This window comes from Nonomuraea sp. NPDC050691 (genome assembly GCF_040654455.1).
Lineage (GTDB): Bacteria > Actinomycetota > Actinomycetes > Streptosporangiales > Streptosporangiaceae > Nonomuraea.
On sequence record NZ_JBFAIA010000040.1, the window covers coordinates 36,874 to 51,411 of the forward strand.

13 protein-coding genes are annotated in these 14,538 nt (G+C 73.2%); 7 read left to right on the top strand and 6 right to left on the bottom strand.

Going from position 1 to position 14,538, the window contains the following annotated elements:
- The first annotated feature begins 43 nt into the window (after positions 1–43).
- Positions 44–1,036 (top strand): stage II sporulation protein M, encoded by a 993-nt coding sequence (locus AB0H81_RS17615; protein ID WP_358375494.1) that lies wholly within the window; start codon positions 44–46, stop codon positions 1,034–1,036.
- Positions 1,037–1,044: 8 nt separating this feature from the next.
- Here AB0H81_RS17615 and AB0H81_RS17620 read toward each other — a convergent pair whose 3' ends face one another.
- From AB0H81_RS17620 to AB0H81_RS17640, 5 genes are read right to left on the bottom strand one after another with little or no spacing between them, the layout of a single operon-like run.
- Positions 1,045–2,418, bottom strand: a complete 1,374-nt coding sequence (locus AB0H81_RS17620) for a DUF58 domain-containing protein (RefSeq protein WP_358375496.1) — start codon at positions 2,416–2,418, stop codon at positions 1,045–1,047.
- Positions 2,418–3,392, bottom strand: a complete 975-nt coding sequence (locus tag AB0H81_RS17625; RefSeq protein ID WP_358375516.1) for a MoxR family ATPase — start codon at positions 3,390–3,392, stop codon at positions 2,418–2,420. The genes AB0H81_RS17620 and AB0H81_RS17625 overlap by 1 nt, the downstream gene beginning before the upstream one ends.
- On the bottom strand, positions 3,388–4,575 hold the full coding sequence (locus tag AB0H81_RS17630) for a DUF4350 domain-containing protein (RefSeq protein WP_358375498.1): 1,188 nt from the start codon (positions 4,573–4,575) through the stop codon (positions 3,388–3,390). Before AB0H81_RS17630 ends, AB0H81_RS17625 begins: the two co-directional genes overlap by 5 nt.
- Before the next feature lie 40 nt (positions 4,576–4,615).
- Positions 4,616–5,242, bottom strand: a complete 627-nt coding sequence (locus AB0H81_RS17635; protein WP_358375517.1) for a DUF4129 domain-containing protein — start codon at positions 5,240–5,242, stop codon at positions 4,616–4,618.
- Positions 5,242–6,507 (bottom strand): glycerophosphoryl diester phosphodiesterase membrane domain-containing protein, encoded by a 1,266-nt coding sequence (locus tag AB0H81_RS17640; RefSeq protein ID WP_358375499.1) that lies wholly within the window; start codon positions 6,505–6,507, stop codon positions 5,242–5,244. Before AB0H81_RS17640 ends, AB0H81_RS17635 begins: the two co-directional genes overlap by 1 nt.
- A 266-nt stretch (positions 6,508–6,773) precedes the next feature.
- Here AB0H81_RS17640 and mtrA point away from each other — a divergent pair, with 266 nt between their 5' ends.
- The 6 genes from mtrA to AB0H81_RS17670 all read left to right on the top strand — a co-directional run bounded on the left by mtrA (position 6,774) and on the right by AB0H81_RS17670 (position 13,976).
- A complete protein-coding gene (gene mtrA / locus AB0H81_RS17645) occupies positions 6,774–7,451 on the top strand; it encodes an MtrAB system response regulator MtrA (protein ID WP_026213951.1) in 678 nt (225 codons plus the stop codon).
- Positions 7,452–7,553: 102 nt separating this feature from the next.
- The gene (gene mtrB / locus AB0H81_RS17650; RefSeq protein ID WP_358375502.1) at positions 7,554–9,215 is read left to right on the top strand and encodes an MtrAB system histidine kinase MtrB; all 1,662 of its coding nucleotides are present in this window, start codon (positions 7,554–7,556) and stop codon (positions 9,213–9,215) included.
- Positions 9,202–10,983 (top strand): LpqB family beta-propeller domain-containing protein, encoded by a 1,782-nt coding sequence (locus tag AB0H81_RS17655; RefSeq protein WP_358375504.1) that lies wholly within the window; start codon positions 9,202–9,204, stop codon positions 10,981–10,983. The genes mtrB and AB0H81_RS17655 overlap by 14 nt, the downstream gene beginning before the upstream one ends.
- A 78-nt stretch (positions 10,984–11,061) precedes the next feature.
- A complete protein-coding gene (locus tag AB0H81_RS17660) occupies positions 11,062–11,826 on the top strand; it encodes a phosphoribosyltransferase family protein (RefSeq protein WP_358375506.1) in 765 nt (254 codons plus the stop codon).
- 612 nt (positions 11,827–12,438) lie between these two features.
- Positions 12,439–13,116 (top strand): ribosome-associated translation inhibitor RaiA, encoded by a 678-nt coding sequence (raiA, locus tag AB0H81_RS17665; RefSeq protein WP_358375508.1) that lies wholly within the window; start codon positions 12,439–12,441, stop codon positions 13,114–13,116.
- A 161-nt stretch (positions 13,117–13,277) separates the two neighbouring features.
- The gene (locus AB0H81_RS17670; RefSeq protein ID WP_358375510.1) at positions 13,278–13,976 is read left to right on the top strand and encodes a response regulator transcription factor; all 699 of its coding nucleotides are present in this window, start codon (positions 13,278–13,280) and stop codon (positions 13,974–13,976) included.
- Here AB0H81_RS17670 and AB0H81_RS17675 read toward each other — a convergent pair.
- A partial coding sequence (locus AB0H81_RS17675; protein ID WP_358375512.1) for a crosslink repair DNA glycosylase YcaQ family protein occupies positions 13,969–14,538 on the bottom strand: 570 nt, incomplete at its 5' end. The genes AB0H81_RS17670 and AB0H81_RS17675 overlap by 8 nt on opposite strands.

Consider the following 14,538-nt stretch of genomic DNA (forward strand, 5'->3'; position numbering starts at 1 on the left):
CCTAACGGCATTGGCCCGCTGATCGACCGGCCACAATGGTCGGGTGGACATCGACGCGTTCGTCACGGCGCACCGCGGGGCCTGGGACCGGCTCGAACACCTCGTCAAGCACCGCTCGTCCCTGACCGGGGCCGAGGTGGACGAGCTGGTCGACCTCTACCAGCGGGTGTCCACCCACCTGTCGATCGTGCGCTCGTCGTCCACCGACGCGATGCTGGCCGGCCGCCTGTCCGCGCTGGTCGCCCGCGCCAGGTCGGCCGTCACCGGGGCGCACGCGCCGGCCTGGCGGGAGGTGGCCAGGTTCGCCACCGTGTCGTTCCCGGTGGTGGCCTACCGGGCGCGGTGGTGGTGGCTGACCACCGCCGTGGTGTTCCTCGCCGTGTCGTGGGTCATGGGCGCGTGGGTGGCCGGCGACCCGCAGGTGCAGGCCGCGATCGCCAGCCCCGAGGAGATCAAGCGGCTCGTCGAGCACGACTTCGCCGACTACTACTCCGAGAATCCCGCCGCGTCGTTCGCCGGCCGCGTGTGGATCAACAACGCGTGGGTGTCGGCGCAGGTCATCGTCTACGCCGTCTTCCTCGGGCTGCCCATCCCGTACGTGCTGTTGCAGAACGCGGCCAACGTCGCCGTCTCCGGCGGTCTCATGGCCTCGCGCGGCAAGCTGGACATCTTCTTCGGCCTGATCACGCCGCACGGGCTGTTGGAGCTGACCGCCGTGTTCCTCGCGGCGGCCGTCGGCATGCGGCTGGGCTGGACGGTCATCGACCCGGGGCCGCGCCGGCGGGCCGAGGCGCTGGCCGAGCAGGGGCGGGCGGTGATGAGCGTGGCGCTCGGGCTGGTCGTGGTGCTGTTCGCGTCGGGGCTGATCGAGGCGTTCGTCACCCCGTCGGGGCTGCCGACGTGGGCGCGCATCGGCATCGGGGCGCTGGCCGAGGCGGTGTTCATCGCGTACGTGCTGGTGTTCGGGCGGCGGGCCGCCCGCCGGGACGAGACGGGCGACATCGAGCACGCCCCCGACGTCGCCCCCAGCGCCTGACGCCCCCGCTACAGGCGGCCCGCGGCCTTGAGCGCGAGGTACGCGTCGGCCAGGGCGGGCGCGATGTCGTCCGGCGGCGCGTCCACCACCTCGACCCCGTGCCGCCGCAGCCGCGCGGTGATGCGGCGCCGGTCCAGCCGGGTGCGCTCGGCCGCCGCCGCGTCGTACACCTCCTCGGTCGTGCCCTTGCGCGCCGCCATGTCCGCCACCCGCGGGTCGGAGACGGCGGCCACGAGCACCAGGTGGCGGGAGGAGAGCTGCGGCAGCACCGGCATCAGCCCCTCGTCCAGCGCCGCGGCGTTGAGGTCGGTCAGCAGCACCACCAGGCAGCGCCGCTTGGCCCGGGCCAGGATCGCGGCCACCATGCTGCGCGAATCCGCCTCGACCAGCTCGGCCTCGATCGGCGCCATCGCGTTGACCAGCGACGACAGCAGCTCGGTGCGGGAGGCCCCCGACACCCAGGCGCGTACGGCCCGGTCGTGGGCGAGGAAGTCGACCCGGTCGCCGGCGCGGGCGGCCAGCGCGCCCAGCAGCAGCGCCGCGTCCATCGACCAGTCGAGCCGTGGCCAGCCGGGTACCGGCCGCGCCCCGTGCCCGCTCACGGCCCCGCCCCCGTCGGCGGGGGCGCCGGCCAGCGGGATCGGCGCCTCGCCCACCCGGCCCGCCGAGGTGCGGCCGGTGTCGAGGACGATCAGCACCCGCCGGTCCCGCTCCGGCCGCCAGGTCCGTACGACCACGTCGTGGCGGCGGGCGGTGGCCCGCCAGTCGATCGAGCGTACGTCGTCGCCCACCACGTACTCGCGCAGCGAGTCGAACTCGGTGCCCTGGCCGCGCACGAGCGCCGGATGCCGGCCCTCCAGCTCGCGCAGCCGGGCCAGCCGAGCGGGCAGGTGCTTGCGCGACAGGAACGGCGGCAGCACCCGCACCGCCCACGGCGAGCGGTGCCGCCCCTGGCGCGCGGCCAGCCCGAGCGGGCCGACGGAGCGCACGGTCACCGCCACCGACTCGCGGTCGCCGCGCCGGGTCGGGGCGAGCGTCACGGTGAGCCGGCGCCGCTCGCCCGGCGGCACGTCCAGCCGCATCACCCGCGGCGACGCGCCCGCCGACGGCGGCCAGGCGTCGCGCAGCACGCCGCGGACCCGGCGCGAGCCCGGGTTCTCCACGACCAGCTCCACCGTGGCCCGCTGCCCGAGCCGCACGAGCGTCTCGCCGGAGCGGTGGAGGCGCAGCGGCCGGACGGAGCCCGCCAGCGCGAGGTCCACCAGGATCGCCGCGGCCAGCACCAGGCACACCCCGGCCAGGGCCGCCCCCGGCCGCGGCGCGAGCAGCACCACCACGACGCCGAGCGCCGCGACCAGCGCGGCGCGTCCCGTCAGAGCCATCAGCGCGGGACCGGGACCGAGGCCAGGATGCCGTCGAGCAGGCCGTCCGCGGTCGCGCCCTCCAACTCCGCCTCGGGCCGCAGCTGCACCCGGTGCCGCAGCGCGGGCCGGGCCAGCGCCTTGACGTCGTCGGGCGTCACGTACGCGCGGCCCGACAGCCACGCCCAGGCCCGGGAGGCGGCCAGCAGCGCGGTCGCGCCGCGCGGCGAGACGCCGAGCTGGAGCGACGGCGAGTTACGGGTGGCGCGCGCCACGTCCACGATGTAGCCGAGCACCTCGGGGGCCACGTGGACCGCCGCCACCGCCTCGCGGCCGGCCGCCAGGTCGGCCGCCGAGGCCACGGGGCGCACGTGCGACAGGTCGCGCGGGTCGAACCCGAGCGCGTGCCGCTCCAGCACCGCGATCTCCTGGTCGCGCGGCGGCAGCGGCACGGTCAGCTTGAGCAGGAACCGGTCGAGCTGGGCCTCGGGCAGCTGGTAGGTGCCCTCGTACTCGACGGGGTTCTGGGTGGCGCAGACCACGAACGGGTCGGGCAGCGGGCGGGCGGCGCCCTCGACGGTGACCTGCCGCTCCTCCATGGCCTCCAGCAGCGCCGCCTGGGTCTTCGGCGGGGTGCGGTTGATCTCGTCGGCGAGCAGCAGGTTCGTGAACACCGGCCCCTCGTGGAACTCGAACTCCGCCGTCCTCGCGTCGTACACCAGCGAGCCCGTCACGTCGCCCGGCATCAGGTCGGGCGTGAACTGCACCCGCTTGGACCCGAGGTCCAGCGCCGCCGCCAGCGTGCGGACCATGAGCGTCTTGGCGACGCCCGGCACGCCCTCGAGCAGCACGTGCCCCCGGCACAGCAGCGCGATCACCAGTCCGGTCACGACCGCGTCCTGGCCGACCACGGCCTTGGACACCTCCGCCCGCAGCGCCCCCAGCGCCTCGCGGGCCGCCTCTCCGAGGCCCGTCACGCGGGTGGTCTCCTCAATGTTCACCGACCGTCCTTTCGATGGAGTCGAGATAGTGGGCCAGGGCGACGAGCCCGTCGTCGTCGGCCGGCTCCGGGCCGTACAGCGCCGCGCCGACCTGGACCGGGTCCTGCCCGGTGCGGGCGGCGACGGCCGTGACGACCTCGCCGCGGCCCGCGTCGGGCGCCAGCCCGAGCCGGGGGAGGAGCCGGTCGATCGCGCCGGCCCGCAGCACGTCGGCCGCGCGGCCCCGGGCACGCCTGGCCCGGTAGAGCCGCCCCCGCCCTTCGACGGTCTCGGCGGCCCGCACCACGACCGGCAGCCGCTCGGTCACCACCGGGCCGAGCCGCCTGCCCCGCCACAGTGCGGTGACCAGCACGGCCACGGCCGCCATGGCCACGGCCCAGGGGACGCCCGGCGGCATCAGGTCGTAGACCGTCCGGCCGGCCGGACCCGCCACCGTGCCGTCCGCGCCGTCCTCCGGCGGCTCGACGAGCCAGGTGACGGCCTTGGCCGAGCCCAGCAGGTTGAGCGCGAGCGCCGCGTTGCCGTCCTCGGCCAGGCGCCGGTTGGTCATGAACTCGCCGCTGCCGACGACCGTGGTGGTGCCGCCCGCGTTGGGCAGGCTGACGAGGCTCCAGCCGTCGTCGTCGGCCGGGTAGCAGCCGGTCGCGCCGCGCGGCGCGGTGAAGGCCGCGCCGCCCATGAAGGCGCTGCCGGCGGCCTTCGCGGCCGGCAGCGGGCACGCCGGCTCGAGCGAGCGGGACCCGACCTCCGCGGAGCTGCGCACGCCGGGGGCGAGCAGGTCGACGCGGTAGAGGTCGCCCACCACGACCCGGTCGCCGGGGATGGCGGCCAGCGCGGCCGGGTCGAGGACGAAGCTCGTGTCGGTGATCAGCAGCAGCCGGTCGCCGCTTCGCGACAGCTCGCGGGCGCGGGTCACCGAGTCGGCCCGGTCCACGGTCACGCCGCGGGAGCGCAGGAGCTGCGCCAGGGCCTTGGAGCCGTCGAGGGAGGTGTCGTCGGGGTCGAGCCGGCGCGACGGGCCGGCCCCGCCGCCGATGGCGACGCTGAGGACCGCGGCGGCCACGATGATCAGGCCGAGCAGCATCGCCATCCGGCTCGCCCGCCACATGGAGCGGGCCGTGGGTGAGGTGGGCGCCGACTCCCGCGTCTCGGCCGGTCCCGTGCCGGTGAGACTCATGCCGGGCCCTCCCCGCGCCGCTCCCGCCGCTGCCGGACGTTCATGCCGGGGCTCCCAGGGGTGCGGGCCGGGCCTGGCGCAGGCGTTCGTCGAGGTCGCGCATCGCCGCGTACGCGGCCGGGGTGCCGGCCACGCCGCCGTAGGTCACGTCGTCGAACGAGCGCGCGGCGGCGGCCAGGTCACCGGCGAAGTCCGGCAGCGCCCGGCCCGCCTCCGCCGCCAGCTCGTCGGCCGTGCGGCCGGGCTGGCCGTCGACCAGAGCGCGCTCCTCCAGGTCGCGGGCGATCGCGCGCAGCCGCTCCTGGACCGCCTCGGTGTGGCGGCCCTCCGCGGCGGCGCGCTCGGCCGCCTCCCGGTGCTCGGCGGCGGTCATCACCCGCGCGCCGAACACGCCGTTCACGGGGGCGTTCTCGCGGGCCGCGCGCCGCAGCCGCCAGGCGCCGAGCGCGACCAGGCCGAGGAGGATCAGCGTGATGAGGACGGCCGCGACGAACCCGCCGGTGGTGCCGCCGCCCGCCACCGCCTCCATGAGCTCGCGCAGGAACTGCGTGAAGTGCCGGTAGAGCTGGTCGAGCAGCGACTCGTGGGCGTACTCGGGCCGGGCGAGCTCCTCGGCGGCCCGGCGCGCGGCCTCGTCCCTGCCGATGGGGCTCGCCAGGACCACCATCACGGGCCCGGGGTGTGGGCCGGACGCCAGAGGTCGTCCGCCGAGGCGTGCACCCAGCCCTGCCGCTGCTGCTCGACGGCCGCCGTCTGCAGCACGAGGTCGAACGCCTCGCTGCGCATGCGGCGGTCGGCGTACAGCAGGCCCGCCACACCGGCCTCGATCGGGTAGCTGATCATCGCGCCGACCGTGCCGCCGATGGTGATGAGCACCGCGGCGCCGATCGCGGCGCCCGGGCCGTCGCCCAGCAGGCCGAGGAAGGTGCCGGCGAAGGTGAACGGCACCTGCAGGATGCCCGCGACGACCCCCACGATCAGCGAGGTGAGCAGCATGATGCCGAAGACCCGCCAGAAGTCGCCGCTGACGAGTTGCCAGGAGCGCCGCAGGGCCGCCACCGGGCTCATCCCCTCCAGCACGACCGCCGGGGCCGCGAGCCCGAACTTGGTGCGGAAGAACACGACGTAGGGCAGGTACAGGACGACCATCAGCAGCACGAGGCCCAGCAGCCCGCCGGCGCTGAGCGTCCCGGTGACGTACACCGCCCAGACGATCGCGGCGAAGACCACCAGGGGCACCGCCATGATGACGACGAGCAGACCCACCACGCCGAAGAGCGCGGGCAGCCGCCCCCGGGTCAGCCGCCAGGCCTCGCCCGCGGTGATGGAGCCGCCGAAGACGGCCCGGCCGAGGATGCGCGTCAGCACGCCGGTCAGCACCGTCACGACGACGAAGCTGACGGCCAGGGAGACCAGGGTGCCGCCGTACTGGGCGAGGACGCCGCCGTACATGCCGGTGGGGTCGGGCCCCGCGTACGGGTCGGCGTAGGACTCGCTGATGGTCGAGCGCATCGAGCCGAGCACGAACGCCTGGCCCACGGCCACCGGCAGGGAGGCCAGCAGCGCGGCGACGGCCGAGAGCCCGAGCACCGCCTTGGGGTTGGAGCGGACCAGCTTGATGGCGCCGTCGAGGATGTCGCCAAGGCGCAGCGGCCGCAGCGGGATGATGCCCGGGCGCAGGGCCTGCGGCGGGCCGTAGGCGTACCCGTGACCTGGCCCGTGACCTGGCCCGGCCGGCGGCTGCTGGGGATGGGACGTGTACGGAGCGTGAGGGGCCTGCTGGAAGGGGGCCTCGGGGCCGGCGCCGTGCGGAGCTCCCGGGGCGGAGCCGGGGGCGGTCCACGGCGAGGCCTGCGAAGGGCCGTAGGGTGGGGGCTGCTCGGCCGCCCAGCCTGGTGGCGTCTCGGGCGAGGGGCCGTGACCGTCAGACATATCCCAATCCTGGCACGCTGGGGGACGCGGTGGTGTCGGGGAGGCGATTCGGCGCGCGGTTGCCCGCATTCCCGGGCGAATCACGACGGTGATCTCGCCTAGGGATGGCAGAAAGGCGGTGGGTTACCGCAGACTGATATGGCGATCGTGGGGCGAGTCTAAAATTGGTCTTTTGAAGGTCTCCTGTCCCACACATGAGCCGACCAAGGGTAACCTTCAGCGATCGTGCGGGTATGTCCCAGAATGCGTAGAACGAATGAGGGGCCATGAAAGGTCGCGTGCTGGTCGTCGACGACGATGCCGCTCTCGCCGAGATGCTGGGCATCGTGTTGCGCGGAGAGGGCTTCGAACCATCCTTTGTCTCCGACGGCGACAAGGCGCTTGACGCGTTCCGGGACACGCGCCCGGATCTGGTGCTGCTCGACCTGATGCTCCCGGGGGCCGACGGGATCGACGTGGCACGCAGGATCAGGGCCGAGTCCGGGGTCCCGATCGTCATGCTCACCGCCAAGAGCGACACGATCGACGTCGTGCTCGGCCTGGAGTCGGGCGCCGACGACTACATCGTCAAGCCGTTCAAGCCGAAGGAGCTCGTGGCGCGGGTGCGGGCGCGGCTGCGCCGCACCGACGAGCCGACCCCCGAGATCCTGCAGATCGGCGACATCACCATCGACGTCGCGGGTCACTCCGTCAAGCGGAGCGAGGAGACCATCAACCTCACGCCGCTGGAGTTCGACCTGCTCGTCGCGCTGGCCCGCAAGCCGCGCCAGGTGTTCACCCGCGAGGTCCTGCTGGAGCAGGTCTGGGGCTACCGGCACGCCGCCGACACGCGCCTGGTCAACGTGCACGTGCAGCGCCTCCGCGCCAAGATCGAGAAGGACCCCGAGCACCCCGAGATCGTGGTCACCGTCCGCGGCGTGGGGTACAAGGCCGGGCCCGCCTAGCGGCCCTTCCCCCACGCCATGCCCCCGACGACGACGAAAGCTCTCCGTCGGCGGACGCTCCGCCAGATCCTGGGCGGTGTCCGCCGGCGGGCGCGGCGTGCGGTGGGAGCGGTCCGCCGGGCCTGGCGGCGCTCGCTCCAGCTCCAGGTCGTCACCAGCACGCTGGTCATCTCCGTGACGGTCGTGGTCGTGCTCGGCGTGTTCCTGTCCGACCAGATCAACAAGTCGGTCATCGCGAGCAGCCAGGCGTCGGCCGCCAGCGAGGCGTTCGCCGACCGCGTCCAGATCGCCGCCGCGCTCAGCCAGGAGCCCGACGACCAGGCCAAGCCCGCCGACCCCGGCAAGAGCGCGCCCGCCGACCCGCTCGACGCCGTGATGAACACCATCACCGGCTCCGGCGAGAACGGCTCCAAGAAGCGCTACGAGGTGCTCGTCCTCAACGCCGCCGCCCCGGGCGCCTCCCGCGCCTCGGGCAAGGTGTCGCCGCGCGACGTGCCCCCCGCCCTCCGGCAGGGCCTCCAACGGCAGGCCAAGAACGCGCGCTACGACAAGCCGCTGCGGCACCAGGCGCTCATCCGCTTCAGCGGCGAGACCCAGCCCCGGCTGACGCTGGTCATCGGCGGCCTCGTCCCGCCCGACGCGGGTGCCAGCTACGAGGTCTACCACTTCTTCCCGCTCAACGACGAAGAGCAGATGCTCTCCAACGTCCGCCTCGCCATCGTCGTGGTGGGCTTCGGGCTCGTGCTGCTGCTCGCCGCGATCGCCTACCTCGTGGCGCGTCAGGTCGTCACCCCCGTGCGGCTGGCCCGCCAGGCCGCCGAGCGCCTGGCCGCCGGCAAGCTGGACGAGCGCCTCAAGGTCCGCGGCGAGGACGACCTGGCCCGGCTGGCGACCTCGTTCAACGAGATGGCGGGCAACCTCGCCCTCAAGATCCACCAGTTGGAGGAGCTGTCCCAGGTGCAGCGCCAGTTCGTCTCCGACGTCTCGCACGAGCTGCGCACCCCGCTCACCACGGTGCGGATGGCCGCCGACCTGCTCTACGACGCCCGCGAGGACTTCGAGCCGATGGCCGCGCGCTCCGCCGAGCTCATGCAGGCCCAGCTCGAACGCTTCGAGTCCATGCTGGCCGACCTGCTGGAGATCAGCCGCTACGACGCCGGCGCCGCCACCCTCGACCTCGACCCCGTCGACGTGCGCGACGTCGTGCTGCGCGCCATCGCCGACTCCGAGGCGCTGGCCGAGCGCCACTCCACCCGCTTCGAGCTGCGGCTGCCCAACGAGCCGTGCATGGCCGAGATCGACAACCGCAGGGTCGAGCGGATCCTGCGCAACCTGCTGTTCAACGCGATCGAGCACGGCGAGGGCCGCGACGTGGTGGTCACCGTGGGCGCCGACCGCGACGCCGTCGCCGTGGCCGTGCGCGACCACGGCATCGGCCTGAAGGCCGGCGAGGAGACGATGGTGTTCGACCGGTTCTGGCGGGCCGACCCCTCGCGGGCGCGCACCATCGGCGGCACCGGGCTCGGCCTGGCCATCTCCCGCGAGGACGCCACGCTCCACGGCGGCTGGCTCCAGGCGTGGGGTCAGCCCGGCGAGGGCACCCAGTTCAGGCTCACGCTGCCCAGGACGGCGGGCGCCGACCTCAAGGGCTCGCCGCTGTCCCTGGTGCCCCCCGAGATCGAGATGCGCCGCACCTGGCGAGGCCAGATGACCCCGGTGCTGCTGCCGGCGTCGGGAGACGGGGCCGGGCATGAGGAGGTCTAGGCGGCTGGCCGCCGCCCTGGCCGTCGCCGTCACGGCATGGGCGGGCTCCGGGTGCGCGGTGATCCCGGTCGGGGGCCCGTTCCCGGTGGACGAGGCCGGCGGCGGCGACCCCATGAGCAAGCCGTTCCAGCGCATGATCGCCGTCACGCCAGACCCGGCCTGGGCGCCCCTCCAGGTCGTCCAGGGTCTCCAGGCCGCGATGGCGGCCTACGCGGACGACCCCGGCGTGCTGTCGACGTACCTCACGCCCGCCACCGCGAAGACCTGGAAACCGGACGGCCCCGTCACGGTCATCGCCAACCGCCCCAAGTACGACTACGTGGGCAAGAGCGACGGCAACCAGGTGGTCATCCGGCTCGTCGGCACCCCGGTCGCCCGCATCGAGGCCGACGACACGTACATGCCGTACTCGGCCGCCGTGGGCGACATCTCCGTCGACTTCACGCTGGTCAAGGACGAGGGGGGCGCCTACCGCGTCCAGTCGGTCGAGCGGGGCGCCGGGCTGCTGCTGACCATGGACGACGTGGCCCGCGCCTACCGGCCCACCAAGCTGTACTACCTGGCCGGGCCGCCCGGCCCGAGCCGGCTCTTCTCCGAGCGGCGGCTCGTCGTCGACCGGGTGTGGCTGCGGATCAAGCCGGCCGAGAACTTCGCGCAGACCATCGTCCGCCGCCTCCTGGAAGGGCCCAGCAAGGCTCTGCACGGCGCGGTCGGCAGCGTCTTCCCGCAGGGCATGAGCGTCCGCTCGGTCCGCTCCGACGACGACCGGGTCGTGGTCGACCTGCACGGCCCCATAGCGCCCGACGAGCTGTACACCGACGGGCTCAAAGCGCAGCTCAAGTGGACGCTCAACAACAACGACATGGCCAACGGCCGCACCATCGAGGTGCAGCTCGACGGTGAGCCGTTCTACTCCTCCGACCCGCTCGTCATCCGCGCCGACGACATGCGCGAGGACTGGCTCGGCAGCAACGTCAGCCCCGCCTACTACGTCAGCAGGGGCTCCGTGCGCTCCCTGGGCGACGACCGGGCGGGCAACGCCGTCCAGGGCCCCGCCGGTCAGCCGAACGACCTCTACCGCGACCTGTCGATGTCCGACGGCGGCGCCATGATCGCGGCGCTTGGCACGGACGTGGCCGGCGGCGGCATCTGGGTCACCCGGGTCGCGCCCGACGGCCGGTGGCAGCGCTGGATCCAGGGCGACCGGAATGACCTCACCGCGCCCTCCTGGCACCGCGACGGCACGCTGTGGACCTACGACAAGGCCAACGGCGCGGTCCTGCGGTGCGACCCGGCCTCCGGCCGCGGTCCGGAGCGGGTCGCCGCGCCGGGCCTCGACGGGCTCGCCGTCACGAAGTTGCGCATCTCGCGAGACGGCGTGCGGGTCGCGGTGACGGTCGGTAAGAACGAGGTCCGGGTCGGCGCGATCACCGGCGGGGGCGGCACCCCCATGCTGGGCAACTTCCAGACGCTGATCACGGTGTCCGACGAGGAGATCGAGGACATCGCCTGGCGCGACGGCGAGCGGCTGCTGGTGCTCGTCCGGGGCAAGAACGCGCAGAGCGTCAGGGAGATCTACGTGGGCGACGGGCAGAGCACGGAGCTCCCTGCGACCAACAAGCGACTCCAGTTGATCAGTGCCCTGGGGCAGCGGCTGCTCGCGGCCACGGAGCACGGCAAGGAGATCCTGGAGTTCAACCAGGACAAGCAGGGCTGGGTCTCGAAGGTCTCGGGCGACGCCGACAACCCCATCTTCTCCCTGGGCTGACGGGCCCCTCCGGCGTCCGGTCCCCCACGGAGGGCGCGGCCGGCGGGAATGTCGGTGGCGTCCTGCATGCTGGGGCGCGTGCTGACCGCCGTGCTCGACGTGCTCCTGCCGCGCCCCTGCGTGGGCTGCGGCACGGCCGGGGCGCCGCTGTGCGACGCGTGCCTCGCGCCGCTCGCCGCCCCGGCGTCCCGGACGCCGGTCCCGCGCCCCGCCGGGCTCCCGGCCTGCTGGTCGGCCGCCTGGTACGAAGGTCCGCTGCGGCGGGCCGTGATCGCCTACAAGGAGCGCGCCCAGATCGGCCTGGCGGTCCCGCTCGCCACTCTGCTCGCCTTCACCGTGGTCTCGGCCCTCGCGGCCGGCCGCCCGCTCGCGGGGCCGTTCGCGATCGTGCCGGTGCCGAGCGCCCGCCGCGCCCTGCGTTCCCGGGGCCACGACCCCATGGGCGTGCTCGCCGAGCGGGCCGTCCACGCGCTGAGGCGGCTCGGCCATCCGGCCGTGCTGTGCCGGGCGCTGACGCCGGCACGACGCGTGGCCGACCAGGCGGGGCTCAGCGCGGCCGAGCGCGCCGCGAACCTGGCCGGCTCCCTGCGCGTCGCCGCCCCGCCGGGGAGGCCGCTCACGGCCCCCTCCGGGCCCCGCCCGCACGGCATGGTGAGCGCCCTCCACGATCACGGGTCGGACAAGTTTCGGACGCTCGGCACGCCCGTGGTGCTCGTGGACGATCTGGTGACCACCGGGGCCACGCTGGCGGAGGCCGCCCGGGCGCTCCGGGAGTGGGGCGCGGACGTCGTGTGCGCCGCGACCGTGGCCGCGACACGCCGAAGATCTGGAAATGCCCGATAGTCACCGTAGGTGATGACGGGCCTCGCGGCGTGCTCACGTGGGGGTCACATCTGACTACCCCCTGTACTGCTTGTGGCCAGCTCAGAGAGATCATCGGGCGGTACATAAAGGTAGGGAGATCCTAAACGGGGGCAACTTTCCCCCGAGTCACACCAAGCGAAAATCACAGAAAGTGATCCTTTGGGCAATCCTCAGGCTGACATTCGGGTCCGATCCGGATAGCGTTCTGACATGGCACCCGTTCGGGTCCGTGGTTGCGCAGAGCCGGGAGTCCCGGCTCTGCTAGCCGATGCCAGCCGCAGGCGAAACGGCCCACGTAAGGCGACTCTTTGTCGACCGATCACGGTGCGGCTTAGGGGTAAGTCCTGCCTTCCCGAGGGTCCAGATGTCCCTCGTCAGAAGAGAAGGGGAGTAGTGGCAGCAGAGCTGCGAAACCCTCAGCAGGCGGATGTGGGGTCGAAGACCAGGTCGGCCGAACGGGTGCCGCCCGAAACTCCGGTGATGGAAGGCCGAAAGCGGGGAACGGTGAAGAGGAGGCAAACAGAAGACCCTGCCCGGCAGGCGCGTCGCCGGGCGCTCTATCTCAGTCGTTAGGCGAAGGGGGGCTGTTGCATGGACATCATCGTCAAGGGCCGGCACACAGGAGTGAGTGATCGGTTCCGCGACCAAGTGACGACCAAGCTGGCCAGGATCGAGCGTCTCGACAGCAAACTGATCAGAGTCGACGTGGAGGTGTCGAAAGAGCGCAATCCGCGCCTCGCCGCACAGCGCGAGCGCGTCGAGCTGACCATCCATTCCCGGGGGCCCGCCATCAGGGCCGAGGCCTCCGCCGACGACCGTTTCTCCGCCCTCGACATCGCTCTGGACAAGCTGGAGGGGCGCCTGCGCAGGCTCGCCGACCGGCGCAAGGTCCACCACGGCAACCACTGCCCGCCCTCCGTGGCGGAGCTCACCGCGACGCTCCCTGACGCCGCGGATCTCACACCCGCCCCATCCCCGCTCGCCACCGAGGCCCCCGAGCCCGAGACCGGCGAGCTGCCCGACGACGCCCAGTACGACGACCAGCGCTACGACGACATCGTCCCCATCGAGATGGAAGGTGACGGCCCCCTCATCGTGAGGGAGAAGTTCCACCGGGCCGAACCCATGACCATCGACCAGGCCCTCCTCGAGATGGAGCTGGTCGGCCACGACTTCTACCTGTTCCGAGACAAGGAGAGCGGCCAGCCGTGCGTCGTCTACAACCGGCGCGGGTACAACTACGGCGTGTTGCGGCTCGTCGAGCCCTGATAGCGTCTTAAAGGATCTTCTCGACCAACCGAGGACCCGGCACTCGTGTCATCATCGGTCCAACGGCTCTGGCCCCCCCGACGAGGAGGAGACGTGAGCGAGCTCAGTCAGGTGTGTGTGAGCGAGCGAAGCGAGGTCGCGAGGCTGACCGAGGAGGCCTTGTGACCGAGCCCGGCGAGGGCGGCGCGCCCGGTGGCGAGCCGATCCGTGTGCTGATCGTGGACGACCACGAGCTGATCAGGCGGAGCCTGGCTCTGGCGCTGGCCGCGGAGCCGGACATCGACGTGGTCGGAGAGGCGAGCGACGGGCAGGAGGCGGTCGAACTGGCCGACCGCCTCATGCCCGACGTGGCGCTGATGGACGTCCGCATGCCCCGGCAGGACGGCATCGAGGCCACCAAGGGCATCAGGGCCTCGGTTCCGAGCACCCGCATCATCATGCTGACGGTCAGCGACGAGGAGGAGGACCTCTTCGAGGCCATCAAGGCCGGTGCCACGGGTTACCTGCTCAAGGACGTCCAGATCAACGACGTCCCGGCGGCGGTGCGCGGAGTCCACGAGGGCCAGTCGCTCATCAACCCGGCCATGGCGGCCAAGCTCATCACCGAGTTCGCGAACATGAGCCGCAAGGAGTCCGAACGGCCACCCCAGCTGCCGGTCCCGCGGCTCACCGAGCGCGAGATGGAGGTGCTGCGCCTGGTCGCCAAGGGCATGAACAACCGGGAGATCGCCAAGCAGCTGTTCATCAGCGAGAACACGGTGAAGAACCACGTTCGCAACATCCTGGACAAGCTGCAGTTGCACTCGCGCATGGAGGCCGTGGTCTACGCCGTGCGCGAGCGCATGCTCGAGATCACCTGACGGCCGTCTCCAGGTGGGCGGCGAGGCCCGGGTCGGCCCGCTCGACCCGCACGGCGTCGCAGCCCACCCACTCGGCGGCCGACCAGAGGGCGTCACGCAGCGCGTCGGCCCACCGGGCGCCGCTCAGCCCGGGCTCCAGGCTGAGCTGCCGCGCCACCAGCGTGGAGCCGTCACGCGCGGGGTCAACCCGCCCGATCAGCCTGCCCCCGGCCAGCACGGGCATGGTGAAGTAGCCGTGCACGCGCTTGTGACGCGGCACGTACAGCTCCAGCGTGTACGCGAAGCCGAAGACCCGCTCGGTGCGGCCCCGGTGCCAGATGAGCGAGTCGAACGGCGAGACCAGCGTGGTGCGGTGCCGGCCGCGCGGCTCGGACGCGAGCGCCTCGGGGTCGGCCCACGCGGCGGCCCCCTTGACCGCCTTCGCCTTGACGGCGACCCGTCCTGAACCGGCGCCCTGCCCGTTGACCGCGATCGTCACCTTGCCGCTGCCGCTGCCGCTGCCGCTGCCGCTGCCGCTGCCGCTGCCGCTGCCGCTGCCGCCGCCGCTCGACCTGCCGTCGCC